This is a genomic window from Qipengyuania rhodophyticola, from assembly GCF_042493225.1.
Taxonomy (GTDB): Bacteria; Pseudomonadota; Alphaproteobacteria; order Sphingomonadales; family Sphingomonadaceae; genus Erythrobacter.
In genome coordinates this window covers 1,503,507-1,526,408 of sequence record NZ_CP170454.1, presented here as the reverse complement: position 1 = coordinate 1,526,408, position 22,902 = coordinate 1,503,507, and the positions used below count along the sequence as shown (strand labels likewise).

Annotated in this window: 24 protein-coding genes; 9 read left to right on the top strand and 15 right to left on the bottom strand. The window is 57.3% G+C overall.

Going from position 1 to position 22,902, the window contains the following annotated elements; all coding sequences use genetic code 11:
• Nucleotides 1-144 precede the first annotated feature (144 nt).
• The 4 genes from ACFCXQ_RS07225 to ACFCXQ_RS07210 all read left to right on the top strand — a co-directional run bounded on the left by ACFCXQ_RS07225 (nt 145) and on the right by ACFCXQ_RS07210 (nt 6,514).
• Complete coding sequence (locus ACFCXQ_RS07225; protein WP_379554469.1) at nt 145-2,400, top strand: acylase; 2,256 nt, start codon at nt 145-147, stop codon at nt 2,398-2,400.
• A gap of 47 nt (nt 2,401-2,447) precedes the next feature.
• On the top strand, nt 2,448-5,273 hold the full coding sequence (locus ACFCXQ_RS07220) for a M16 family metallopeptidase (RefSeq protein WP_379554467.1): 2,826 nt from the start codon (nt 2,448-2,450) through the stop codon (nt 5,271-5,273).
• Nucleotides 5,274-5,359: 86 nt separating this feature from the next.
• Complete coding sequence (locus ACFCXQ_RS07215; RefSeq protein WP_379554465.1) at nt 5,360-5,659, top strand: hypothetical protein; 300 nt, start codon at nt 5,360-5,362, stop codon at nt 5,657-5,659.
• A gap of 168 nt (nt 5,660-5,827) precedes the next feature.
• Complete coding sequence (locus tag ACFCXQ_RS07210; protein WP_379554463.1) at nt 5,828-6,514, top strand: hypothetical protein; 687 nt, start codon at nt 5,828-5,830, stop codon at nt 6,512-6,514.
• 34 nt (nt 6,515-6,548) lie between these two features.
• On the opposite strand, the gene ACFCXQ_RS07205 is transcribed toward ACFCXQ_RS07210, so the two are convergent.
• From ACFCXQ_RS07205 to rpsU, 10 genes are all read right to left on the bottom strand, one after another.
• Complete coding sequence (locus ACFCXQ_RS07205) at nt 6,549-7,256, bottom strand: DUF4197 domain-containing protein (RefSeq protein WP_379554461.1); 708 nt, start codon at nt 7,254-7,256, stop codon at nt 6,549-6,551.
• Nucleotides 7,243-7,746, bottom strand: a complete 504-nt coding sequence (locus tag ACFCXQ_RS07200; RefSeq protein ID WP_379554459.1) for a hypothetical protein — start codon at nt 7,744-7,746, stop codon at nt 7,243-7,245. Before ACFCXQ_RS07200 ends, ACFCXQ_RS07205 begins: the two co-directional genes overlap by 14 nt.
• A gap of 105 nt (nt 7,747-7,851) precedes the next feature.
• Complete coding sequence (locus ACFCXQ_RS07195) at nt 7,852-8,601, bottom strand: OmpA family protein (protein WP_379554457.1); 750 nt, start codon at nt 8,599-8,601, stop codon at nt 7,852-7,854.
• 98 nt (nt 8,602-8,699) lie between these two features.
• Nucleotides 8,700-10,199, bottom strand: coding sequence for an Asp-tRNA(Asn)/Glu-tRNA(Gln) amidotransferase subunit GatB (gene gatB, locus ACFCXQ_RS07190; RefSeq protein WP_379554455.1), 1,500 nt, complete (start codon nt 10,197-10,199; stop codon nt 8,700-8,702).
• Nucleotides 10,192-10,575, bottom strand: coding sequence for a hypothetical protein (locus ACFCXQ_RS07185; RefSeq protein ID WP_379554454.1), 384 nt, complete (start codon nt 10,573-10,575; stop codon nt 10,192-10,194). The genes gatB and ACFCXQ_RS07185 overlap by 8 nt, the downstream gene beginning before the upstream one ends.
• The gene (locus ACFCXQ_RS07180) at nt 10,572-10,706 is read right to left on the bottom strand and encodes a hypothetical protein (protein ID WP_379554452.1); all 135 of its coding nucleotides are present in this window, start codon (nt 10,704-10,706) and stop codon (nt 10,572-10,574) included. The genes ACFCXQ_RS07185 and ACFCXQ_RS07180 overlap by 4 nt, the downstream gene beginning before the upstream one ends.
• A gap of 1 nt (nt 10,707) precedes the next feature.
• A complete protein-coding gene (gene gatA / locus ACFCXQ_RS07175; protein WP_379554450.1) occupies nt 10,708-12,189 on the bottom strand; it encodes an Asp-tRNA(Asn)/Glu-tRNA(Gln) amidotransferase subunit GatA in 1,482 nt (493 codons plus the stop codon).
• Nucleotides 12,189-12,491: an Asp-tRNA(Asn)/Glu-tRNA(Gln) amidotransferase subunit GatC gene (gene gatC / locus ACFCXQ_RS07170; protein ID WP_379554448.1), complete on the bottom strand. Its 303-nt coding sequence runs from the start codon at nt 12,489-12,491 to the stop codon at nt 12,189-12,191. Before gatC ends, gatA begins: the two co-directional genes overlap by 1 nt.
• A 71-nt stretch (nt 12,492-12,562) precedes the next feature.
• Nucleotides 12,563-13,144 carry an FKBP-type peptidyl-prolyl cis-trans isomerase gene (locus tag ACFCXQ_RS07165; RefSeq protein ID WP_379554446.1) on the bottom strand — a complete coding sequence of 194 codons (582 nt, stop codon included), beginning with the start codon at nt 13,142-13,144 and terminating at the stop codon, nt 12,563-12,565.
• Between the two features lie 121 nt (nt 13,145-13,265).
• On the bottom strand, nt 13,266-13,472 hold the full coding sequence (gene rpsU, locus ACFCXQ_RS07160) for a 30S ribosomal protein S21 (RefSeq protein ID WP_006834591.1): 207 nt from the start codon (nt 13,470-13,472) through the stop codon (nt 13,266-13,268).
• 273 nt (nt 13,473-13,745) lie between these two features.
• Between rpsU and crcB the strand changes: the two genes are divergently transcribed.
• The 5 genes from crcB to ACFCXQ_RS07135 are packed head-to-tail and all read left to right on the top strand — an operon-like array spanning nt 13,746 to nt 16,965.
• The gene (gene crcB, locus ACFCXQ_RS07155) at nt 13,746-14,153 is read left to right on the top strand and encodes a fluoride efflux transporter CrcB (protein ID WP_379554444.1); all 408 of its coding nucleotides are present in this window, start codon (nt 13,746-13,748) and stop codon (nt 14,151-14,153) included.
• A complete protein-coding gene (locus tag ACFCXQ_RS07150; RefSeq protein ID WP_379554442.1) occupies nt 14,150-15,361 on the top strand; it encodes an RluA family pseudouridine synthase in 1,212 nt (403 codons plus the stop codon). Before crcB ends, ACFCXQ_RS07150 begins: the two co-directional genes overlap by 4 nt.
• Nucleotides 15,358-16,011 carry an HAD-IA family hydrolase gene (locus ACFCXQ_RS07145; RefSeq protein WP_379554440.1) on the top strand — a complete coding sequence of 218 codons (654 nt, stop codon included), beginning with the start codon at nt 15,358-15,360 and terminating at the stop codon, nt 16,009-16,011. The genes ACFCXQ_RS07150 and ACFCXQ_RS07145 overlap by 4 nt, the downstream gene beginning before the upstream one ends.
• Nucleotides 16,004-16,267: a hypothetical protein gene (locus tag ACFCXQ_RS07140; RefSeq protein WP_379554438.1), complete on the top strand. Its 264-nt coding sequence runs from the start codon at nt 16,004-16,006 to the stop codon at nt 16,265-16,267. Before ACFCXQ_RS07145 ends, ACFCXQ_RS07140 begins: the two co-directional genes overlap by 8 nt.
• Nucleotides 16,264-16,965: an ATP12 family chaperone protein gene (locus ACFCXQ_RS07135; RefSeq protein ID WP_379554437.1), complete on the top strand. Its 702-nt coding sequence runs from the start codon at nt 16,264-16,266 to the stop codon at nt 16,963-16,965. The genes ACFCXQ_RS07140 and ACFCXQ_RS07135 overlap by 4 nt, the downstream gene beginning before the upstream one ends.
• 22 nt (nt 16,966-16,987) lie before the next feature.
• Here ACFCXQ_RS07135 and ACFCXQ_RS07130 read toward each other — a convergent pair whose 3' ends face one another.
• From ACFCXQ_RS07130 to ACFCXQ_RS07110, 5 genes are all read right to left on the bottom strand, one after another.
• A complete protein-coding gene (locus ACFCXQ_RS07130; RefSeq protein WP_379554435.1) occupies nt 16,988-18,931 on the bottom strand; it encodes a putative bifunctional diguanylate cyclase/phosphodiesterase in 1,944 nt (647 codons plus the stop codon).
• 279 nt (nt 18,932-19,210) lie between these two features.
• On the bottom strand, nt 19,211-19,816 hold the full coding sequence (locus ACFCXQ_RS07125) for an ABC-type transport auxiliary lipoprotein family protein (protein WP_379554433.1): 606 nt from the start codon (nt 19,814-19,816) through the stop codon (nt 19,211-19,213).
• An 8-nt stretch (nt 19,817-19,824) separates the two neighbouring features.
• Complete coding sequence (locus ACFCXQ_RS07120) at nt 19,825-20,772, bottom strand: MlaD family protein (RefSeq protein ID WP_379554432.1); 948 nt, start codon at nt 20,770-20,772, stop codon at nt 19,825-19,827.
• A gap of 3 nt (nt 20,773-20,775) precedes the next feature.
• Nucleotides 20,776-21,660 carry an ABC transporter ATP-binding protein gene (locus tag ACFCXQ_RS07115; protein ID WP_379554581.1) on the bottom strand — a complete coding sequence of 295 codons (885 nt, stop codon included), beginning with the start codon at nt 21,658-21,660 and terminating at the stop codon, nt 20,776-20,778.
• 32 nt (nt 21,661-21,692) lie between these two features.
• Nucleotides 21,693-22,805, bottom strand: coding sequence for an ABC transporter permease (locus tag ACFCXQ_RS07110; RefSeq protein ID WP_379554430.1), 1,113 nt, complete (start codon nt 22,803-22,805; stop codon nt 21,693-21,695).
• Nucleotides 22,806-22,902: the final 97 nt, after the last annotated feature.

Sequence of the window (22,902 nt, the reverse complement as noted above, 5' to 3'; positions counted from 1 at the left end):
GTGTTAGTCAGATATAGGACCCTTAACCCGCGCGACAAGGGGGCACTCGTCCATCGGGCTCTCATCAAAACCTAACATTGCAAGGCTTTGCAATGCGCGCGCCGCATGTCATGACGTCACGTGAGAGCAGGGAGAGAATAATACATGAGTTGGCTCGGTAAAATCGGTTTTGGTGTCCTGGCTTTGCTATTGGCTGGGTTTATCGCCTTAGCCACTTGGGAACCGTTTTGGGCCGGTGAGAATGATGCGCGCACCGCATCGCAGGCCTATTCTGCCGAGATCATCCGCGATGAATTTGGCGTGCCGCATATCTATGGCAAGACCGATGCCGATGTCGCTTATGGCGTGGCGATTGCTCATGCCGAGGATGATTTCTTCACGCTGCAAGATGTCGCGGCGATGGCGCGCGGACGATATGGCGCAATCGCCGGACAAGACGGCGCAGCGATTGATTATGTCTACCACCTGCTTGATGCACGCGGAGTAGCAACGCGCGAATATCCAAAACTGCCTGAAGATACACGCGCCTTGTTTGAGGCCTATGCGGTGGGTCTTAACGACTTTGCCAAAGCCAATCCCAGCGAGGTTAAACTCAGCGGGCTCTTCCCGGTCACTGGCGAAGATATCGCCGCTGGCTTTGCCTTGCGTCAGCCGTTCTTCTTCGGCCTGAACAATGTCATTCAACCCTTGGTCGAGGGCAAGCCGCTGCGCCGGGAGTTTGGCCCAGACATTCCCGGTTTCCCGCGCGAAGCGGTCCCAACAGCAAGGCCTGGCGCTCAGCCACCGGAGGAGACCGCACTGCGCCAGCTCCTGCCATGGGGCGAGGATGCTGGATTGCTGGGATCCAATGCCTTTGCCGTCCGTCCAGACAAATCAGGTGGGCCGACAACGCTGATTTCAAACGCACACCAGCCGCTAAGGGGCGGCGTCGCATGGTATGAATTGTCTGTGGAGAGCGAGGAAGGCTGGCATTTTACCGGCGCAAACTTCCCTGGCTCGCCCTTCCCCTTTCTGGGCCACAATCGGCACCTTGGCTGGACGAATACGGTGAACCGGCCTGACATGATTGATGTCTATGAGCTGGAAATGGATGAGAGCGGCACGCGCTACAAACTCGATGGCGAATGGCGCGATTTGGAAAGCAAGATTGTCACCTTGCCGGTCAAGCTTGGCCCCATAACCCTGCCCATCCGCCGCACTGTCCGTCGCAGCGTCCATGGCCCCGTAATCATCAATGATAACGGCGCTTATGCGTTTCGCTATGCCAGCATGGACCGGCTTGATCAGCTCGATGCCTATTACCGCCTCAACAAATCGACCAATCTTGAAGAGTGGCAGGCCCAGATCGCGCGCATGGCCATCCCCAGCACAAATTTCATCTATGCCGATGAGGCGGGCAACATCGCCTATGTCTATAATGCGGCGATCCCAGACCGGCCTGAGCTTGATGAGGTTGAGGCCGATTGGCGCAATATCTTGCCGGGCAATCGCTCCGACCTGATTTGGGAAGGTACGGTGGGCTATGCGGAAATTCCCAAGCTGATCAACCCCGCATCAGGCTGGCTCTATAACGCCAATAATGAGCCTTACACCGCGGCGGGCGCGGGCAGCGATCTTGATCCTGCTGATTTCTCACCCGTTTTGGGCGTGGAGCTGAAGCAGACCAATCGCTCGCGGCGCGCATGGAGGCTTATGAGCGAGACTGAGGTGCTTGACCGCGAAAACCTCCACCGGATCAAATATGACATGGTCTATGAGCGCGCAGATTATGTTGCGCAGCTCTGGGATGGGCTTGAGGCGCTCGATCTCGGCGTGCCTCATATGAAGCAAGGGCTTCCCATGCATGAGGCGCGCGAATTGCTGCTGGAGTGGGACTTTACCGCCGATAACGAAGGCCCGGCGGACGCGCTGGCCCTGCTCATGATCCGCGATTTCATGTCGGCAGAATACCAGAACAAGCAGTCAGCGCCTGATGTAGAGGAGCATTTGCGCAAGGCCGTGGACCATCTGATGGAGCACTTTGGACGGATCGATCCGCCAATGTCAGACCTGCTGCGCTTGCGTCAGGGTGATGTCGATTTGCCGCTTGACGGCGGTTCGGACACTTTGCGCGCCTCGACCACATGGCGCGTGGATGATGATGGCCGCCTCAGCCTGATCCACGGCGATAGCTTTATCCAATGGGTCGAATGGCCAAATGGCAGTGACGCTGATGAGGGCGCACGCGTAACTTCACGCTCAATCCAACCCTTCGGCGCTGCCACCACGCGGCCAGAAAGCCCGCATTACACCGATCAGATGCAGCTGTATGTCGACCACAAATTGAAACCGGTACATTTTTGGCGCGAGGACGTGATCGCCAATGCCAAGTCTCGCAAAACCGTGACGCACCGCCAATAAATGCCTAATAAACCACAATAACGATTCTATTCCCCTTAGGAGAGACCATGAAAATTCGCTTTGCCGCATCTAGTCTGGCTGCGCTCGCTATTGCGACAGCTTCGCCGGCACTTGCTGATGACCACACAGCCGCGACCGATAGCGCGCAAGAGATCGCACCGCTGGCGTCACTGATTGACGAAGTGAGCATTGCGAACACCAAGTTTCAGCTTGAGAATGGCCTCACCGTGATCGTCCATGAGGACCGCAAAGCGCCCGTAGTTGGCGTCGCCGTGTGGTATAATGTTGGCTCCAAGGATGAGCCCAAAGGCCAGACCGGGTTTGCGCATTTGTTCGAGCATCTGATGTTCAATGGTTCGGAAAACGCACCGGGCGATTTCTTCCAATATCTGCAGGAAATGGGCGCGACCGATTATAACGGCACGACCAATTTCGACCGCACCAACTACTTCCAGACTGTGCCAACCGGCGCACTGGAAAAGGCGCTATGGCTGGAGAGCGACCGGATGGGCTATTTGCTCGGCGCGGTTACGCAGGAAAAGCTCGATAACCAGCGCGGCGTTGTCCAGAATGAGAAGCGACAGGGCGACAATCAGCCAGGCGGGCTCATTTTCTACGAAATCGTCGAACAGCTCTTCCCCAAACCCCACCCCTATGGCCACACGCCCATCGGCTCGATGGCTGACCTTGATGCCGCATCCATGGAAGATGTGCGCAATTGGTTCCGCGACAAATACGGGCCAAACAACGCGACATTAGTGCTGGCGGGCGATATCTCGCCTGAAGAAGCGCGCCCACTCGTCGAGAAGTATTTTGGCGAGATCACTCGCGGTCCGGTTAACACACCGGCATCCGCTGAAATCACCGAACTTTCTGAAGACGTGCGCACCGTAATGAAAGATCAGGTCGCGGCGACCAACCTCAGCCGCTATTGGACCGCGCCGGGCATCGACAGCCGCGATCTTGTCGCGCTGACCGTGGGCGCAGACATATTGGGCGGTCTCTCTTCCAGCCGTCTCGACAATGTACTGGTGCGCGATGAGAAGCTGGCTGTTGGCGTAAGCGCGGGCAATTTCGCATTCCAGCGCGTTGGCATCCTAACCATTGGCGCAACTGTCCGCCCTGGCGTTGAGGCAGCAACTGTCGAAGCGCGCATGGATGAAATTCTCACTCGGTTCATTGCCGAAGGCCCGACCGAAGACGAGGTTCGCCGCGCTGCTACACGCACGGTCGCGCGGACCATTCGCGGGCTAGAACAGGTGGGCGGCTTTGGAGGCAAAGCCGTCACACTCGCCCAAGGGCAGGTTCTAACTGGATCGCAAAACTTCTTCGCCGATCAGCTGAAAATTCTTGCCACGCTGACCCCTGCAGAAGTGCAAGCAGCGATGCTGAAATGGCTGACCCGCCCTGCGCTCACCATTCAGCTTGAGCCGGGCGAGCGCGAAGGCTCTTATGAGGAAGCCCTAGGCGGCAATTCTGCAGCCAAGGAAGAGAGCAAATTTGTGGTGACGAAAGAGCGCCCTGCTCCGGAGATTTCCGGGCTGTCTGCACTGGATTTCCCAGATATTACCGAGGTCACTTTGTCGAACGGGATGAAGGTTCATTACGCGCAGCGTGACGCCGTGCCAGTGACCCGCGTTGCGCTGTCATTCGATGCAGGCTCTGCGGCTGACCCGCTTGACAAACGGGGCCTTGAAGGCCTTGCTTTGAGCTTGTTTGATGAGGGTACCACAACCCTTTCGTCCAAGGAGATTGCCGAGGCGCGTGAACGTTTGGGTGCAGAGATCAACACTGGCGGCGGGCAAGATCGATCGACCTTCACGCTCACGGCTCTTTCCGCAAATCTGGCACCGTCGCTTGATTTGATGACTGACATTGTCCGCAACCCTGCTTTCGATGAGGGCGAGCTAGAGCGCGTACGGGCACAAACTATCACCGGCATTGAGCAGGCGATGCGTACACCGCAAGGTATTGCTAACCGGACGCTGACGCCGCTGCTTTATGGCGCTGACAATCCTTACGGCGATGCGGGTCAAGGCACAGTGGCCTCGGTCAGCTCAATCACTCGTGACGATCTGGTCGCGTTTAAAGACGCTTGGATTCGCCCCGATAATGCGACGCTATTTGTGGTGTCCGACACGCCCTTAGCGGAGCTTACGCCGGCGCTGGAACAAGCCTTTGGCGCTTGGGAAGCACCGGCAGCGGCAAAGGGAAGCAAGGACTTCTCGAATTTAGCTGAGGCTCCTTCATCGCAGCGTATAATCCTGGTCGATCGCCCCAATTCCCCGCAAAGCTTCATTTTGGGCGGGCTGGTGACGGACGCCAAGGCGCAGGACCCGCAAATCGTCGATCTGCTCAATGCCAATAATGCGCTGGGCGGCAATTTCCTCGCTAGGCTCAATATGAATCTGCGTGAGACAAAAGGCTGGAGCTACGGCGTGCGCGGCGGCGTAAGGCTGCGCGAAAATGCGGTTTCTTACATCGTGCAGGCGCCAGTTCAGGCTGACCGTACAGGCGACTCACTGACTGAGCTTTCGCGGGAGATCAGCAGCTTCCTGAGCACTAATGGCGTCACTGAAACTGAGCTAAGCCGGATCGTGAACAATGAAATTCGCGAGCTGCCGGGGCGGTTTGAAACCTCCGCCGCAGTGCTGGGCGCGATGCAAAGCAATGCCACGTATGGCCGCCCCAGCAATTATCATGAGACATTGGCCGACACATACCGCGCGCAAACCGCGCAGAGCCTTGATGCAGCGGCGCGTTCGGCGCTTGATCTTGGGCGCTTCACATGGGTAATTGTCGGCGATGCAGAGCAAGTGCGCCCGCAGCTTGAGGCAATCGGCATCACATATGAGGAAACCAGCGCCAACTGAGTAATTGACATCAGTGTAAGCAGCGGCAATGTCCGCAGGCGGATTTCAATAGCAATCGAAAATCATATTCTAACTAGGAGAAGACAATGTCTGTAGCAGGTACTTACACCACGACTGTCAAAAGCCCGATGGGCGACCAGAGCGGCACATTCACCGTCGAAGACAATGGCGATGGCACATTCACTGGCAACATGGCTGGCGGCATGGGCTCAATGGATGTTGAGAACGGCACCGTTGATGGCAACACCATCAAGTGGGAAATGAATATGACTGTTCCCATGCCGATGAAGCTCGAATGCGAAGCAACTGTTGATGGCGACGCGCTGACAGGCAATGTCAACGCTGGCGCATTTGGCGCGATGCCGCTTTCGGGCACGCGCGCATAAACGCTTACGCCTTTACGGCAAACGAAAGGCCGCTGGAGCAAGCGCTCCGGCGGCTTTTTCTTTTGGACAAGCGAGTCGCGGAGCGGGCACATGTCCAACCAATTGCTTTGATATGTGGAATGGATCTTGTAATGGTTTCACTAGTCGATCTTCTCGTGGGGCAACATTATGAGTATTGATGGCAACGTTCGTTGGTTTTCCAAGGGTGCCCGGGCGCTGATTAGTGCGCTAATATCCCTTGGTTCTCCAGTGGCTGCAAAATCTGATGGCGGGCTAAATTCGGCAAATAGCTTATGCGAACTGCATATCTGGGCAGCCCGGGATTTTAGTAGCTTACCTTTTGGTAGCGGGCTAGCTCCTGGTCTCGCGATTATGTTTCCAGGCGATATCGATGGAGATATCGACGATCAATTTGCCGAAATAGTCAGCGGTAAACTGCAGTTTGAAGCCATCCGCCGCGCCAACCCGATCTCCAGCCTTGGCCTGCCTCCGGGGACCCGGTTGGTCACCCATGTAGAAACTGAAGAGGACAAGGTCACCAAAAAGCGAAAGGAGCGACGTTCAGACTCGACTTCAGACTGTTATTTCGAGTTGCACATCCGCTACCACTACTTGATCGAAGACATCGTGTGGGGTGACAGGTTTGCGACCACTTTCGATTTCAGGCACTATTCTGCGAACTCTGAATGGGTCCTGCGTCACCGCGGTGAAGGCGGCAACAAGCTGACAGTGTTTCCCGTGAAAGAGGAGGATGATCCTGCGCAGGTTTTGCAGGAGATTAGTGAAGCGATCGAAGCAAACTTCGTAGAGTACGCTCCCAAAGCCAAACGTAAGCTAGCTCGAAAAAGACGGTAGTCAGAACCGCCAAGTTAACGCCAATTCTCCCAGTTTACCGCAATACATCGCCCAGCAATCCGCCTAGATTCTTGAGCGGGCTTTTGCGGAAATTTGTCTCTTCACTTCCGATATAGCTGAAGATCCCATCAAGCGCCTGGTCTGTCACAGAACTTCCGACACGGTCGCTCGTCAGGCCAGCCTGCGCTACGACCCGTGATCGCTCACTAAGCTTGTCCATCTCGCTATAGACGCCAAGCTCGCCCAGGGCGGTATCGACAAGCGGCCTTAGCTTACCCAGCAGCGTGTCACCCGCACTGCTCTTAAGATACTGCGTGCCGCCATCACTCTCGCGGATAATGCCGGGTGCATCAGTCAAAGAAAGCTGACCAATCGACTCGCGGAAGATCGGCTTTGCCTCACCCGCCGCAACACCGGCCGCATCATTGATCTTGCGCGTTACCCCGCCAAGCACGCCGAGCCCGCCCCTGCTACCTCCCAATATCCCGCCAAGCAGGCCGCCGCCTACGCTGCCCACAATGGGTAGCTTGATGCGGATATCCTCATCATCATAAAAGGCATCGGGCTTCGCCAGCTTGTCGAGTGCGCTGTCAGAAGCACGCGCGAGCAAATCGGTTAGCCCCTGCGCCTTCGCGGTGCCGGGCAAAGCAAGCGCTGCGAATGCGCCGCCCGCGCCCAGAACAAAGGCTCGTCTGCCAAAACGCTTGGTACTCTGTGTGTTCATCAGATCATTTGTCATCATAGCGCCTCGCAAATTCGGTTGTTCCTCCAGCGGCCAGTGTCTTGGCCTGACCAACCCAATCATCGCGGTCGATCCGGCCTCGGAACCCTTCGAGATAGGGGTCAACTTCGGCAACATCGCTCGGCGTCCATGCCGCGATTTGGTCGAACCGGGTCACTCCAAATGAGTTGCACAGTTTCTCCAGCTTGGGGCCAATACCCTTGATCATTTTCAGATCATCAGGATCGCCAACCGCAGCCGCGATTTTGGGCCCTCCGGCGGCCGCTGCAACAGGTGCAGGAGTTGGCTCAGGTGCCGCGACCGGTGCCACCGGCTCTGGCGCTGGAGGAGGCGGCGGCGGTGGTGGTGGCGCAGCAGCGGGCTTCACTGGTTCAGCCTGCGTCTCGGCGACATTGGCGCTTATCCGGCCCCATATCCACCATGCTGTCGCGAGCCCAATTAGGAACGCAAGAATGAACCGTACGGGGTTCTCGGCAATTAAATGTAGCATTCTCTATCTCCCGCTTAGGTCCGGTCCCAAATCAACTTGCCAATGAACAAGCCGATGAGAAACACGATCATCAGTAGGAGCCAGCTTTCGAACAATAGTGGCATGTCAGTTCCCCTCCCCAGATGCGCCTGCTGCGCTTAACGTGAACTCAATGCGCCGATTGGCTGCATTGGCACCCTCACCAGCGATGAGCGGCTGCGATGAGCCATAGCCGGTGGCAGTAAAGCGATCCGCCGGTAGACCCCGTTCGCTGAGCGCTGCGGCGACCGCATCGGCCCGTGCCTGACTGAGCGTATTATTCGTCTCAGCACTGCCGGTGGAATCGGTGTGTCCGCCAATCGCAACGCGCATGCCAGCACAGTCTTGCAGCGCCCCTGCCAAGGCATCCACAAGCTCAGTTGACGCGGGCGAAATGGCCGCGCTGCCCGATGCGAAGTTAATTGTCTTGCCTTCCATCAAGGCTTCAACGCCCGATTGGCAATCAGCCACAGCTTCTTCGCTTGCAGGAGCAACTGCGTTCATATCGGCTTCACTTGCGATGTCAGTGTCTAGGCCGAGCCCAGCGGTATCGCCAGGAGCAAAGTAAACGTCCGAAACGCCAGGAACTTGTAAAAGCTGTCCGCGGATCATGTCCTGAGTAGAGGAATCAAATGCCCCCTCCACTATCGCGACGCGCACCATAGGATCGCGCGCCATAGAGAGCGCATCCGCGTCTCCAAATCCTGCCTCGGCAAAGCGCGATTGCGCCTCGCTCTCAATGCCGGTGAGGTATGCCTCCCCGCCCATTGAATGTGCACCCCATGCGAGCAGCGAAGTCGCTCCTACACCAATGAGGCTCTTTACCAGTCCATGCATGAGCCATCTCCTTATGTCGGAAACAAGCTTAGACTATTTCGTTAAGGAGCAGCGCAAATTCTTGTTACATGTCACCGCGCAGATGGGGCGCTTGGGCCTTATCCAGCCAGCTTATCTTTCAGGATCTGGTTCACAACCTGCGGGTTCGCCTTGCCCTGCATCGCCTTCATGGTCTGCCCCACGAAGAAGCCGAAGAGCTTGTCTTTGCCCGCCTTATACTGCTCAACCTTGTCCTGATTACCTGCAAGTATCTCGTCAATCGCAGCTTCGATGGCGCCCGTATCGCTCACTTGCTTGAGGCCCTCCGCCTCGGCGATTTCGTCTGGGGCGCGGCCTTCGCGGAGGACAATCTCGAATATCTCTTTGGCCTGACCGCCGCTGATATCGCCCGCATCCTGCATCTTGAGGATCGCGGCTTGCGCGGCGGGAGTAGCGTTCGTCAGATCAGCCTCATCACCAAGCGATTTGATGACGCCAGGCGCAACAGATAGCGCCCAGTTTGCGACCTGCGTAGCGACTTTCGCGTCCGGCTTGCCGAGCGTGCTCGCAACTTCACTCAGCAGCGTTTCGAACCGGCCGAATGTCTCCACCTCGGCGGTTAAGACGGACGCGTTGTAATCGCTCAGCCCAAGTTCCTCGATATACCGAGTGCGTTTGGCATCGGGCAGTTCAGGCAGGCTCGCACGGCATACCTCAAGAAAGTCGTCCTCAAGCTCAACCGGCAACAGATCAGGGTCAGGGAAATAGCGATAATCATGCGCGTCTTCTTTGCTGCGCATGGTTCGCGTGGTGCCGCTCGCAACATCGAACAGGCGGGTTTCCTGATCGACGCTGCCGCCATCCTCGATCAGATCGACTTGGCGGTTCGCTTCATATTCAATGACTTGCATCACAAAGCGCACGGAATTGACGTTCTTGGTCTCAGTCCGCGTGCCGAGCGGATCACCGACCTTGCGCACGGACACATTGACGTCGGCTCGCATCGAGCCCTCTTCCATGTTCCCGTCACATGATCCGACATAGCGCAGGATGCTGCGCAGCTTGCGGACATAAGCGCCCGCCTCTGCCGGGCTGCGCATATCCGCCTTGGACACAATCTCCATCAGGGCGACGCCGCAACGGTTGAGATCAACGTAAGACATGGTCGGGTGCTGATCATGCATCAGCTTGCCCGCATCCTGCTCGACGTGAATGCGCTCAATCCCGATAATCTTGTCCTCGGGAATGCCGCCCTTCTCATCTTTCTCGATTGTCAGCTGCCCCTCGCCCACAATCGGGTGGTAAAGCTGAGAAATCTGGTAGCCCTGCGGCAGATCGGCATAAAAGTAGTTCTTGCGATCAAACCGGCTGTATTTGTTGATCTGCGCCTCAATCGCCATGCCGGTGCGCACCGCCTGGCGAATGCACTCCGCATTGGGCACAGGCAGCATACCAGGCATCGCCGCATCGATCAGCGACACATTGGCATTGGGCTCTGACCCAAAGGCAGTGGACGCGCCGCTGAACAGCTTGGCGTTAGACGTCACCTGCGCATGGACCTCAAGGCCGATTACGACCTCCCACTCGCCGGTTGCGCCTTGAATTCGGTAGTTACTCATCGTCTAATCCTAACAGATAATGCTCGACCGCCTTCTGCTCAGCTTTGCAGATGGTAGACCATTTCTTCGCGCCGCTTATTGAAAGGTCTTCGAGATAGAGCAGGCTCGTTTCCCTGTACTCTGGGTAGTGTTTCATTTCTCGAAGATAAGTTTGCAGCGCAGGTCCATTGAATGATGCCTTGCCATCGCTGTGTATAAGGTCATCGATAGCAACCATGAGTTGAGTGTAGTCATGCACTTTGATTTGCCGAGATGGGGGTTTGAATATCTTACGCTGCTGGTACAGGACTATCATCGTTAGGAGGGTCATAACCCAGAAGGGGATCACCATTCCAAAGACGATCAGCGCGACCGCTGCCCATTCAAACATCGTCATCTCTCGTCGCGTTCCTCATCAGTCTTATTCGTCGTATCGAAACGCGCCTCGCCGTGCTCAATCGTCCGCGACAGGTAGAAGGCAAAACCTGCCAACGCGATCATCGCAATGGTGAAGATAATGACGAACATCCTACCACCACTTCTCCGGTGCATGGTCGAACCCTGCGCGTTCCTGAATCGCGAGGCCAGCATTGAGCACACCCTGCTCATCAAATGGCTTGCCGATCAATTGCAGGCCCAGCGGCAGACCATCGCCAGTTAGCATGGCCGGCACGCTCATCGCAGGCAGGCCAGCGAGCGAGGCAGGGACCGCGAACACATCATTGAGATACATCGCCAGCGGATTGTCCGACTGAGCGCCAGGCGCGAACGCTGCGGTGGGCGTTGTCGGCGCGAGGATTGCATCGCACTCGGCCCAGACATTTGCGAAATCCTGCGACACCAACGTGCGGACCTTCTGCGCCTGATTGTAATAGGCATCGTAGAAACCTGCCGAGAGCACATAGGTGCCGATCAGGATGCGGCGCTTAACCTCATCACCAAAACCCTCTGCGCGGGTCGCGGCATACATATCCTGCAGGCCAGCGCCCTCGGGCAGATCACGCAAGCCATAGCGCACGCCATCATAGCGCGCGAGGTTAGACGATGCCTCAGCAGGAGCGATAATATAATAAGTCGGCAGCGCATATTTGGTATGCGGCAGCGACACATCGACGATCTCAGCGCCCGCATCGCGCAGCCATTCCTTGCCGCGTTCCCAGCTGGCGAGGATTTCTGCGTCCATGCCATCCATTGTATACTCACGCGGAATGCCGATTTTCTTGCCGGTCAAATCGCTTGAGAGATGCTCGCCCCATGCGGGCACGTCGCGATCCAGACTGGTCGAGTCCTTTGGATCAAAGCCCGCCATCGCTTCCAGCATGATCGCGCAATCTTCTACCGAGCGCGCCATCGGTCCAGCTTGGTCGAGTGAGCTCGCAAAAGCGACCACGCCCCAGCGTGAGCAGCGACCATAAGTCGGCTTTATCCCGCAAATGCCGGTAAATGCAGCTGGCTGGCGGATCGAGCCGCCCGTGTCCGTGCCGGTTGCCGCCGCGCACAGCCGCGCCGCGACCGCTGACGAAGATCCGCCAGATGACCCGCCGGGCACTGTGTCGGTGTTGCTGCCAGATTTGCGCCAAGGCGAGGTGACATTGCCGAAATAGCTGGTCTCGTTGGACGAGCCCATCGCGAACTCGTCCATATTGAGCTTGCCGAGCATGCCCGCGCCCGCATCCCACAGGTTCTGGGAAACGGTGCTTTCATATTGCGGCTTAAAGCCTTCGAGGATGTGGCTGGCTGCTGCGCTTTGCACGCCGCGCGTGCAGAACAAATCCTTCATGCCAATCGGCACACCCGCCATCGGACCGAGCTCTTTGCCGTCCGCGCGGGCTGTGTCAGCGGCATCAGCCGCGGCGAGCGCATGATCCGGGGTCGCAACGATAAAGGCGTTTAGTGCTGCCGCGCCCTCTACGGCCGCGTTGAAGCTTTCCGCGACTTCGCGCGCAGTGAAATCACCGCCTGCCACACCGTCGCGAATGGCCTTGACGCCAAGCTGTGTGAAGTCAGTCATTATTCGATCACCTTGGGCACGCCGAAGAAGCCATGCTCTGCCGCTGGCGCATTGGCGAGAATATCATCACGGCGATTGCCGCCCGTCTTGGGGTCGGCATCGACCTCATCCGCCCGCAGGCGCAGCGCATTGGGGATGACGGCGGTCATTGGCTCCACTTGGGAAGTATCGACCTCGCCCAACTGCTCCACCCATTCGAGGATATTGTTGAGTTCTGGAACCATCCGCTCCAGCTCTTCATCGCCCATTTTCAAGCGCGCGAGCGAGGCGATCTTCGCCACTGTTTGTTTATCGACTGACATGACTACTGCCGTTAGCGCCGCTGAAAATTTGCTTCAAGCGGCGGATTGTACCTTAGGCTATTAACCTATCTCTATTGAGGAGGTGCGCCAGCGGGCGGACCACCTTCTCCGTTTTGCCGCATCTGCATCGCCTGCTGAAGCGTTTGGAGGCGGCGCTCAAAGTCCGGTTGGCTCATGAAATCGATCAGCTCAACTTCAAAAACCAGATCAGCATCTGGCGGGATCACCACTTCGCCGGTTTGCGGATTGCTTTGTCCTTGAGGGCCATAACCCTTGTCTGAAGGGATCGAAAGCACATAGCTGCCGCCCTTTTGCATCTGCACCGCACCCTCGCCAAAACCGGGGATCATCCGGTCCAGCGGCAAAGGCGTGCCTTCTGGAAAGATGCCTTCAATCGGCAGCGGCACTTGCTGCGATTCGTCGAAAACCGTGCCGTCGGCCAGCATGCCCTTGTAGTTGACGAAAACAACGTCGGTGAGAGTAGGGTTAGGCCCGCTACCCTCAACCAAAGTCTCAACCGAGAGCCCCTTAGGCTGCGTCGTCATCCAAGCAAGGCCAATCGCGAGCGCAATGGCAATGATCACGCCGAGCCACAGCTTCGTCAGCGAGCCTTTTGCAATTGGCTGGAGCGGAACACGGGTAACTTCGGTCATGAATGGTTTTCCTGGGTGTTAGCGCGTCAGTGCATCTGGCACGCAAAAGGGCGCGAAAATCTCCGCGCCCTCATGGCTTAGCTAAAATGGCTTAGCAATAGCTGGATTGCCAAAGGCGGGCTTACTTGATCCCGTCGCGTTCCATCCGCTTACGCTCAAGCTTGCGTGCGCGGCGAACAGCAGCAGCCTTTTCACGGGCGCGCTTTTCGCTGGGCTTTTCGTAATGACGACGCAGCTTCATTTCGCGATAGACGCCTTCACGCTGCAGCTTCTTCTTGAGCGCGCGCAGGGCCTGGTCAACATTGTTATCGCGAACCATAATTTGCATACAGTATTACCTCATTCAAGCGGGCCAGAGCCCGCCTGTTCACGGGGTCGCCAAATCAAAATTGCCAATTTTCGTTTGCGGCGATTCTGTCCAAGCAAGGCCAGAGTCTCGACAACGAATAATACGCCGAATCCCCTAGAGGTCAGCTTGCGTGCTGGTGCCGATATGCCAGCTCACGGCAAAATGCAACCGTTCTTGCCCCCTAAAGCTTGAGGTGTGGCGCGTGCATCACAACACCTTCCCAGCCGCAGCGCATCCCGCTAGAGAACGGACATGTCCACACTCTCTCCTCTCGCGGCGACACTCAACGTTGCTATCGGCGGCGCATTCGGCGCAGCACTGCGTTATCAGGCAGGCCGCGCGATGACCTCTTACATGGGGTCGCAAACAGTCTCAGTGTTCCCTTTTCCCACACTCGCGGTCAACACAATCGGAAGCCTGCTCATCGGCTTACTCGCGGGCTGGCTCGCGCGTGATGCGGGGTCAAATGACCAATTGCGCTTGCTCTTGGGCGTTGGCCTACTCGGCGGGTTTACCACTTTCAGCGCGTTCAGCCTCGAAGTAGTGATGATGATTGAGCGCGGGCAATATCTGTTCGCGGGGCTCTACGGCATCCTCTCGGTTTCGCTGGGCATCACCGGCTTTATGGTCGGCCTTGGCATTATGCGGACACTATCATGAACGAAGAGGCGAAGAAAAAGACCGGTCCCAAGAAAACGGATAATGTTCGCCAGTTTACGGTCAGCGAAGACGATAATGGCGTCCGGCTCGACCGGTGGTTTAAGCGCAATTTGCCCCAGGTTGGCTTTGGCATGGTCAGCCGCTGGGCCCGCACCGGACAGCTGCGCGTGGATGGCAAGCGCGCCAAGCCTGAGGATCGCCTCACGCCCGGTCAGATCCTGCGCGTGCCCCCTGGTGGCAATGATGGCCGGCGCGGCTCCAAACCGCGACGCCCTCTGACCAAGGAAGAAATTTCTCAGGCCCGCGACATGGCCATCATGGAGACCAAATCCGCGATTGTCCTGAACAAGCCTCCCGGCCTCGCAACGCAAGGGGGCACCAAAACCACCAAGCATGTTGACGGCCTGCTCGACGCTTTTGTTGAGGGTGAGACGGAAGAAGAGCGCGAGAACGCGATCCGCCCGCGCCTTGTCCACCGGCTCGACAAAGATACCAGCGGCGTTTTGCTCGTAGCGCGCACGCCCGGCAGCGCAGCGACATTCTCGCGCCGGTTTTCCGGACGCACCGCGAAAAAGATATACTGGGCGCTGGTGGTCGGGGTGCCAGATGTGCCCGAGGGTACAATTGACGCACCGCTTGCCAAGCAACCCGGCACGGGCGGCGAGAAAATGCACGTCGATATGGAGAACGGTCAGTCCGCTAAGACACGGTATCGCGTGGTCGAAAAGGTAGGCAAAAGCGCGGCTTGGCTTGAACTGCAACCGCTAACCGGGCGCACGCACCAGCTACGCGTGCATTGTGAGGCCATCGGCCACCCGATTGTGGGCGACGGCAAATATGGCGGCTCTGAGGCATTTCTAACGGGCGCTATCAGCCGCAAGATGCACTTGCATGCGCGGCGCCTAATCATCGACGGCGCGGATGCTGGCAAGATCGACGTGGTGGCTGAGCTGCCCGAACATTTCGCCAACACTATGGATCAACTGGGCTTTGATATGTCGCTCGGCGTAGCAGAGCCGATGCGCGATGACCCACCCGAGCGCAGCCGCTCTGAGAAGAAGCAAGCGGCGCGCCAGCACGCCAAGCAATATCGTAAAAGCCGCAAGGGCGAGAGGCGCACCCGCACTAAGGGGCCGCCTGCGAAGGGCGCCTCGAAGAAGGTAGGCGCAACTTCGCGACGGGCCGCTCCAAAAGGCCGCCGCAAATGACCCGCCTCGCTGTCTTTGATTGCGACGGCACGCTCGTCGATGGGCAGGCCTCAATCTGCGAGGCGATGGAGGCAGGCTTTGCCGCTGCTGACCTGCCGATGCCTGACCGCAATGATATCCGCCGCATGGTCGGCCTCAGCCTGCCAATGGCGCTGGCCGAGCTTGCTCCAGATGCGAGCGAAGAGCAACGCGCGCATGCTGTTGATGCGTATAAAGAGAGCTTCTTTACTGCGCGAAGTGAAGGCCGCGTTGATGAGCCACTTTATGACGGTATGAAAGAGCTACTGCACACGCTGCGCGATGAGGGGTGGCAGCTGGCGGTCGCGACAGGAAAGAGTGATCGCGGGCTTACCGCAGTTCTGGCGGCGCACGGCATCACCGACCTGTTCGTCAGCTTGCAAACAGCTGACCGGCACCCGTCAAAGCCGGATCCGACCATGCTGGCTGCTGCGATGTTTGACGCAGGCGCGATGCCAGAAGGCACCGTGATGATTGGCGATACTACCTTCGACATTCACATGGGCCGCGCCGCTCGCACGCGCTGCATTGGGGTCGATTGGGGCTATCACGAGACGCATGAATTGATCGAGGCTGGTGCAGTCGGTGTAGCGAGCACAATGGATGAATTGAAAGCGCTGATTGATGGTTGACCCGAAACTCAACCCGCCCGACCACGATCCAGCCGCATCGCGTTTCTTCATTTTGACGCTGCTGCGGTTCGCCAGCGTTGGCGCGGTCATGCTCGGCATTGCTATCAGCTATGGCGCAATCGCGGCTCCCAAATGGCTGGGCATTGTCTTGGGGGTGATCGGGATAGGCATGTTCTACTTCGGCACGCGGCGGCTCGCGCGGCGCTGGAAAAGCCCAGACACACTTCCTCCTGAAGGCGAAAATCAAAACCGATGAAGCGTTTTTATGAGGAGGTCAGCACTGCGCAAGTCGCAGATGGCTGGCAAGTCATGCTGGATGCCCGCGCGATCAAAACGCAAGGCGGGGCTGCGCAAATTGCGCCCACTAAAGCTCTCGCGGATATTCTCGCAAGCGAATGGGAAACCCAAGGCGAAGAGCTCGACCCCAAGCTATTCCGCGCGCGCGACATGATCGACTATGCACTTGATGTAATCGCTGCAGATCCAGCGACGACAGCGCAACGCATCGTGCCTTATGCCGACACTGACACGTTGTGTTACCGAGCAGAACCCGAGGAGCCACTATTCGCCCGTCAGCAGGAAGTGTGGGAGCCATTGCTGAGCGCATTTGAAGCGCGCGAAGGCGTGGCGATGCAGCGGATCAGCGGCATCATGCATCGCCCGCAATCTGCGGAGGCCATGGCAGCGCTCGGGCGCAAGCTAGCCGCGCTCGACGCCTTCACACTTGCCGCGCTTGAGACAACGACTGCGCTCTCAGCGTCACTGTGTATCGGGCTCAGCGCATTGGAGAACGGTGCAGACAGCGATGCGCTGTGGCGGGCGGCAAATCTTGAAGAGGATTGGCAGGCCGAATTATGGGGTCTTGACGAGGAAGCGGAGGCGCGCAGCGCCAAACGCCGCGACGATTTTCTCTTTGCTATTCGCTTTGCGGCATCCGCCCGCACGGCCGATTAGCAGCAGCTCGCCTGCATCGCACTCAGCCTACCGCCTTCAATCGATTGGCCGTTGTAGGCTCCCTAAACATAGCGCCGCCCGCCTCAATCGATGCCGCGAAGTCCTCAAGCTCAGCAGCTGAAACCGGCTCACTGGCATAGTAGCCTTGAACCAAATGCACGCCGACTTTCCTGATCATGTTGAGCCCAACCTCATCTTCCACGCCTTCAACAAGGCATACAACATCGAGCGTTTTGGCCACGTGGACGAGCAACCCAAGCATGCGCTCCGTCATCGGATCATCAAGATCCTCAAGGAAAGATCGATCAATCTTGATCTTATCCATCGGCAGCGAACGCAGATAATTGAAGTTGGAATAGCCGGTTCCAAAATCATCAAGCGCAATCGTAAAGCCGAGATCCGATAGACGCTGCAAATTGGCGCGCGCACGGCCAATGTTGTCGAGCATTGTCAATTCCGTGACCTCAAATTCGATATGGCTCGGATCTGTTTCGTAAACAGCGAACAGGCCGATGATCTCATCCATGGTCTGATCAGAATTGAGATCCAACGCCGACAGATTGATCGCCAGCGGAATTTTCCGCTCCCACTGGTTCAGTGCCTCAAGTGCTTTGCGCACGACAGAGACGGAGATGTTCGCCATCAGGCCGCATTCCTCAGCGACTTTCACAAACTGGTCTGGGCCAATCAGACCAAGGTCCGGGCTCCGCCACCTTGCGAGCACTTCAGCGCCCGCCACGGTCTTTTGCTCAAGGTCGACCTGCGGTTGAAACAGCAGCTCAATCTCATCATTGAAACGCGCCTTCCTCAACGCATTTTCCAGCTTGTGGCGCTCTAGAGCAGCATCAGATTGCTCATCATCAAACATGATCCAGCGGTTTTTCCCTGTCCGCTTTGCATGCAATAGCGCGAAGTCAGCATTCTTGAGCAAGGCCTGAATTGTCTCGCCAGTATTGAGTGCACAGCAGCCAATCGAACCGGAGATCTGCACTGCGCGGCCCTGGACTGAATACACCCTCGAGAGCTCAGCAAGCCAGCTTTCGCACCAATCCTCTACTTGGGTCTGAGTCATTTCAGACTGGAACAGAATACCAAACTCATCGCCGCCCATCCGGAATATCTTGGCGGCACCCGTGCGAAACTGGCGCGAACGCGAGGCAACTGACTTGAGCAGTTCATCCCCGATCTGGTGCCCGAATTTGTCGTTCACCGCTTTGAAGCCATCCAGATCCAAGAGGCCAATCCAGTGGCTATGGGCGGGATGCTCTTCACTCGTTTGATGCTTTAATGCATCGAAAAAGGCTCGCCTGTTTGGCAGCCCCGTCAAACTATCTGACAAAGTGCGAGAATGAAGCGCCCGGGCCAATTCCTTCTCTTGGTCAAGTTCGCGTTCGGCCTCTTCACGAGCCTTGTTCGCGGCATCCTTTGCTCGAACTCCAGCAAGGATTGCGCTTCGCAGGAAAAACGAAACCGCTGTGGCGCTGGTCGCCGCAGCAAAGGCGACAATAGCGAACCCCACTTGCTCCTGAGGTTCAATAACTCGCAATTCATAAATCATGCCAAGCACCGCGAGAAAAATGGAAATGGCGGCTTGGCGAACGGAGACACTCGCCAATGCGAAAACGAGGATCGCAATGACGAAGTAGTGAACTTTGACCGGCGCAAAATTGAAATGAATGGCCACATGGATGTTAGCCAGGACCGCAAGATTGGCTAGCGTTACGAGCACGCTAAGGACCATCATCCCGCGAGGCCTGCGACACACGGCAAGAGCGGCCAGAAAGAGCAGGGTAGCACCGGCAGAAGCGGTCAATTGCGGCCACAAATCCGGGCCGGACACATAGCCTAGATTAATAAGCGATATTGCCGCGTAATAGAGTGCAGCGACGGCAAAGTACCCAAGCAGAAACGGCCTGTAGGCGGCCGCGATCGCGGCTTGGGCAGATGAATTTCCGGCGCTCTTCACGGTGACTAAGCCGCTTCCCCACTATCCTAGGAAAGATTACTATAGGAAAGAAACGTCGCTGAACCCTTAAGACACTGAGAGAGGTGATTTTTCCATGATATTTGAGGGAGTAAGGCGTAGCTTGTCGCCCAAAAAGGCGCACGTCACACCATGTTTCTGCGGCATTGAAAGTCCCATTTTGGCACAGTCACGTGCCACGATCACGGCGCTTCGATAGTTTAGGTGAAAACGCTCAGGGAGAATCGCCCTAACTCAAGTCAGGCCAGGGTTCGACTACGGCTAGGCTTCGCTCATCCACTTGGCAATTTGATCCGCCAAATCATTGGCTGCTACATTTAAGGACGGGCCGACCTCGCCTACTTCAGCCGAAACGTCCGATACGCGTGCTTCAAAACGGCGGGTTTCAACACCGCCTTGGCCATTGCTTCGGACCGCATCAAAACGCACCAGAACTGATCTGCTGCGCGCATCATAACCAAAGTCGCGTACCGTGCCGCGCAGGAACTGCTCTGCACTTGCCCCTGCATCATCTCCGTCAAATACCACCCGTCCGCTATTCGTGCGCAGAGTTTCGGCGATCAGGCGCCGCAGGAGGCGCGCAGGCTTTTCGACCCACACCGCGTCTTTGAGATAGGCGATTTCACTATCGCTTACTTGCACCGGAACACGCGTTACATTGAGCCGCTGCGGCGCCTCGAATGGAGCCAAGCGGATCGTATCACCCGCGGTCGCGCTTGCCGCGCTCCCGGATGGCGCGCTGGAGACGGCCGTGAGGGTGAGCAGGCTTGGCGGCGGTTCTGAGCCAAAACTTACGCAGCCTGCCAACATGGCAATTGGCGTTAGGGCCAGAATTCTTGGCGCGGAGATCATAGACGTTAGGGTCATAGACTTGCTCATGGTTCATACTCCGGCAGGGAATTTCCGCCGATGAGCGCCCCCGCACCATCATTTTCCAAGCGTTCAGTAACAGTGCGCAGGGCTTTGCTGGTCTCGCGCAAATCCTGAAGCGTGGCCTCGGCTGCGGGAAGCGTGCTCTGAGTCAATTGCCGCGCGGCGGGCCCGGCATCTTGCAACGTTTGATCAAGTGCTTGCGCCGCGCCGCTGGCGGAATTTAAGGTCTCGCGCAGTTGCTGCGCCAGCTGCGCGCCCTCTTGATTGATCAGCGCGTCTGTCGATTGCGTCGCCTTCTCGAACGCATCAAGCGCCTCGCCCGCTTCTCTCAGCGTAGTCTCAAGCTCGCTCATCGTAGCCTGCAATTGCGGGCTTGCTTTAGCGAGATCTGCTGAAACGCGGTTCGTGTTTGCCAGAATACCCGTTAGCGCTTGCTGATTTTCATCGGATAGCACATTTGTCAGACGCTCTGTCAGGGTTGCCAGCCGCTCCAGCAGCAAAGGAGCATTAGCCAAAATCTCGCCAAACCCTCCCTTTTCGGGAGGGATAATTGGCACGCCTTCGGTGCAGGCCGTTGTCTCGCACGTGATTGGGGGCTGGCCGCTACGCGCGCCATCCAGCAGGATTGTTGAGACGCCAGTGAAAGAGCTTTGAATGGTCGCGGTCGTGCCAACCAGAATGGGGACATCACCCTCCACATTCACGCGAACACGCACAAATTCGGGGTCTTTCTCCCATAGTGTAATTTCGCTGACTTGACCCACCGGCACGCCCGCAAAAGACACTGACGAACCATTGGCGAGGCCCGCCACCGATTGCTGAAAGAAGATGTCATATTCTTGACTGTTGCCGCTGCCGAGCCGCGCGATCCAGACGATAAAGGCCGCCAGCGCCGCGAGCAACAACAGGGTAATCGCCCCCACCCAAACATGATTAGCCCGTGTTTCCATGAGTTAGCGATTATCCCTAGGTTTGGCAGACTTGTCCAACGCTTTGAGCGTTTCGGCTATTTCAGGCTCGTCAGCGCGTTCGCGCAGTTCATCCAGAGCCTGCGATGTCAAAGCAGCTCTTCCGCGTGGACCACAGAAATATTCCTGGATCCACGGATGGTCGCGCTGCATCAAATTGGGCACTGTGTCGACCGCAATCACTTGCCGGTCAGCGAGCACTGCCACCCGGTCGCATATCTCATGGAGCGTGTCGAGATCGTGTGTAATGAGGAAAACTGTGAGCCCCAGGGTTTCCTTCAGCTCGCGGGTGAGCCGGTCAAACGCCGCCGCGCCAATCGGGTCGAGGCCCGCAGTCGGCTCATCAAGAAACAGTAACTCAGGGTCAAGCGCGAGCGCCCTTGCAAGCCCAGCCCGCTTGCGCATTCCGCCAGACAGCTCAGCTGGGTATTTGTTGACCGCCTCTTCTGGCAAGCCCGAAAGCCGCACTTTGTAACGCGCGATATCCTGACGCAGACCGGGTGAGAGTTCTGGATAAAATTTCTTGAGGGGTACTTCGACATTCTCGCCCACAGTCAGTGTCGAAAACAGCGCACCGCCCTGAAACAAAACGCCCCAGCGATCGCGAATTCCCAGCACCTCGTCAGGCTCAGCATCAGTGATCGACTGGCCAAACACATCGATATTGCCCTCAGTCGGCAATTGCAGGCCAATAATCGATCGCATCAGCACAGACTTGCCGGTGCCTGATCCGCCAACCACACCGAGGATTTCGCCGCGCCTGACGGTTAGGTCGAGGTCCTCATGCACCGTCTGCGTGCCAAAGCGATTGACCAACCCGCTCACAACAATCGGATGCTCACCGCGATAGCGCTCATGCTGTCCCGGCATGGCGTTGCCTGGAGGTTCGTCAGGATACTCCATCAGCCCCAACCAACCTCGGTGAAGAACACCGCGAAAAACGCATCAAGCACGATCACCGCGAAGATGGCAGTGACCACGGCCATAGTCGTGCGAAGGCCAACTTGCTCAGAGTCGCCCTTCACCTGCATGCCATGATAACAACCAGCCAGCGCAATTATGAGGCCAAAGAACGGCGCTTTTACAAGGCCGACCCACAAGTCATAAAGCGGCACGACGTCTTTCACCCGTTCAAGGAAGTTCCAGAACGGAATGCCTAGAGCTAGGTCGGACACCACCGCTCCGCCGACAATCGCCACCACAGCAGCGTAAAAGCCCAGGAGCGGCATCATCAAAACAGCCGCGAGAATGCGCGGGATGACCAGCCGCTCCATTGGCGAGATGCCGATGGTGCGCATCGCATCAATCTCTTCGGTCAGCTTCATCGTGCCGATTTGCGCGGCAAAGGCAGAGCCTGAACGCCCCGCCACCATAATCGCTGTCATAAGCACGCCGAGCTCGCGTAATGTAATCCGCCCGACCAAATTCACGGTCAGAGTTTCTGCGCCAAATTGTTGCAATTGCACCGCGCCCTGCTGCGCAATGACGATACCGATGAGAAAGCTCATCAGACCGACAATCGGCAGAGCGGAAACCCCGACCAGCTCCATCTGGCGGACCAGCGCTTTGCCGGGGAATGTGCTCGGGCTGCGAATGAGACGGCCGCAGGCAAACAGAATCGCACCAAGGAAACCAACTGTGCCGCGCAGCCCGTCGCGTGCATCATAGACTTGGTCTGCAACACCCGTCGTAACACGGCGGAATATGTCCTCGCGCGGCGGGGCAAGTTCTGTATCAAAGCCAATATCGCATACAGCATTGATCAACCGCTGTGCACGCTCGCTAGTGCCGGTAATCTCTGCGTCCAACCGTGAGGACGTGCACACCGCCAGCCATGCGCCCGCTGTATCAATCTCGCTGACATTGCTCAGGTCAATTTGTGTGACAGAGTTATCGACGGATTTCAGGCCATCTTCAATGAAGCCTATCGTGGATACAAGATAAGGGCCGCTAAGGGTAAGAACCTTTGTTCCCCCTTCCCCAGTATCGGTCGCGAAATCGGCCACGCGGTCCATGGGTTTGACCTATGGAAGCAAAAGTGTGCAGCCACAAGCGCCAAGTCGAGAAGTTGTGTTGCACTGCGATAGTGCCGCTGGCATTAGAATGGCTTGG

Excerpts from the sequence above, each read along its gene's own strand:
- ACFCXQ_RS07225 (WP_379554469.1), top strand. The coding sequence starts at position 145 with ATGAGTTGGCTCGGTAAAATCGGTTTTGGTGTCCTGGCTTTGCTATTG.
- ACFCXQ_RS07220 (WP_379554467.1), top strand. The coding sequence starts at position 2,448 with ATGAAAATTCGCTTTGCCGCATCTAGTCTGGCTGCGCTCGCTATTGCG.
- ACFCXQ_RS07215 (WP_379554465.1), top strand. The coding sequence starts at position 5,360 with ATGTCTGTAGCAGGTACTTACACCACGACTGTCAAAAGCCCGATGGGC.
- ACFCXQ_RS07210 (WP_379554463.1), top strand. The coding sequence starts at position 5,828 with ATGAGTATTGATGGCAACGTTCGTTGGTTTTCCAAGGGTGCCCGGGCG.
- ACFCXQ_RS07205 (WP_379554461.1), bottom strand. The coding sequence starts at position 7,256 with ATGATGACAAATGATCTGATGAACACACAGAGTACCAAGCGTTTTGGC.
- ACFCXQ_RS07200 (WP_379554459.1), bottom strand. The coding sequence starts at position 7,746 with ATGCTACATTTAATTGCCGAGAACCCCGTACGGTTCATTCTTGCGTTC.
- ACFCXQ_RS07195 (WP_379554457.1), bottom strand. The coding sequence starts at position 8,601 with ATGCATGGACTGGTAAAGAGCCTCATTGGTGTAGGAGCGACTTCGCTG.
- gatB (WP_379554455.1), bottom strand. The coding sequence starts at position 10,199 with ATGAGTAACTACCGAATTCAAGGCGCAACCGGCGAGTGGGAGGTCGTA.
- ACFCXQ_RS07185 (WP_379554454.1), bottom strand. The coding sequence starts at position 10,575 with ATGACGATGTTTGAATGGGCAGCGGTCGCGCTGATCGTCTTTGGAATG.
- ACFCXQ_RS07180 (WP_379554452.1), bottom strand. The coding sequence starts at position 10,706 with ATGTTCGTCATTATCTTCACCATTGCGATGATCGCGTTGGCAGGTTTT.
- gatA (WP_379554450.1), bottom strand. The coding sequence starts at position 12,189 with ATGACTGACTTCACACAGCTTGGCGTCAAGGCCATTCGCGACGGTGTG.
- gatC (WP_379554448.1), bottom strand. The coding sequence starts at position 12,491 with ATGTCAGTCGATAAACAAACAGTGGCGAAGATCGCCTCGCTCGCGCGC.
- ACFCXQ_RS07165 (WP_379554446.1), bottom strand. The coding sequence starts at position 13,144 with ATGACCGAAGTTACCCGTGTTCCGCTCCAGCCAATTGCAAAAGGCTCG.
- rpsU (WP_006834591.1), bottom strand. The coding sequence starts at position 13,472 with ATGCAAATTATGGTTCGCGATAACAATGTTGACCAGGCCCTGCGCGCG.
- crcB (WP_379554444.1), top strand. The coding sequence starts at position 13,746 with ATGTCCACACTCTCTCCTCTCGCGGCGACACTCAACGTTGCTATCGGC.
- ACFCXQ_RS07150 (WP_379554442.1), top strand. The coding sequence starts at position 14,150 with ATGAACGAAGAGGCGAAGAAAAAGACCGGTCCCAAGAAAACGGATAAT.
- ACFCXQ_RS07145 (WP_379554440.1), top strand. The coding sequence starts at position 15,358 with ATGACCCGCCTCGCTGTCTTTGATTGCGACGGCACGCTCGTCGATGGG.
- ACFCXQ_RS07140 (WP_379554438.1), top strand. The coding sequence starts at position 16,004 with ATGGTTGACCCGAAACTCAACCCGCCCGACCACGATCCAGCCGCATCG.
- ACFCXQ_RS07135 (WP_379554437.1), top strand. The coding sequence starts at position 16,264 with ATGAAGCGTTTTTATGAGGAGGTCAGCACTGCGCAAGTCGCAGATGGC.
- ACFCXQ_RS07125 (WP_379554433.1), bottom strand. The coding sequence starts at position 19,816 with ATGACCCTAACGTCTATGATCTCCGCGCCAAGAATTCTGGCCCTAACG.
- ACFCXQ_RS07120 (WP_379554432.1), bottom strand. The coding sequence starts at position 20,772 with ATGGAAACACGGGCTAATCATGTTTGGGTGGGGGCGATTACCCTGTTG.
- ACFCXQ_RS07115 (WP_379554581.1), bottom strand. The coding sequence starts at position 21,660 with ATGCCGGGACAGCATGAGCGCTATCGCGGTGAGCATCCGATTGTTGTG.
- ACFCXQ_RS07110 (WP_379554430.1), bottom strand. The coding sequence starts at position 22,805 with ATGGACCGCGTGGCCGATTTCGCGACCGATACTGGGGAAGGGGGAACA.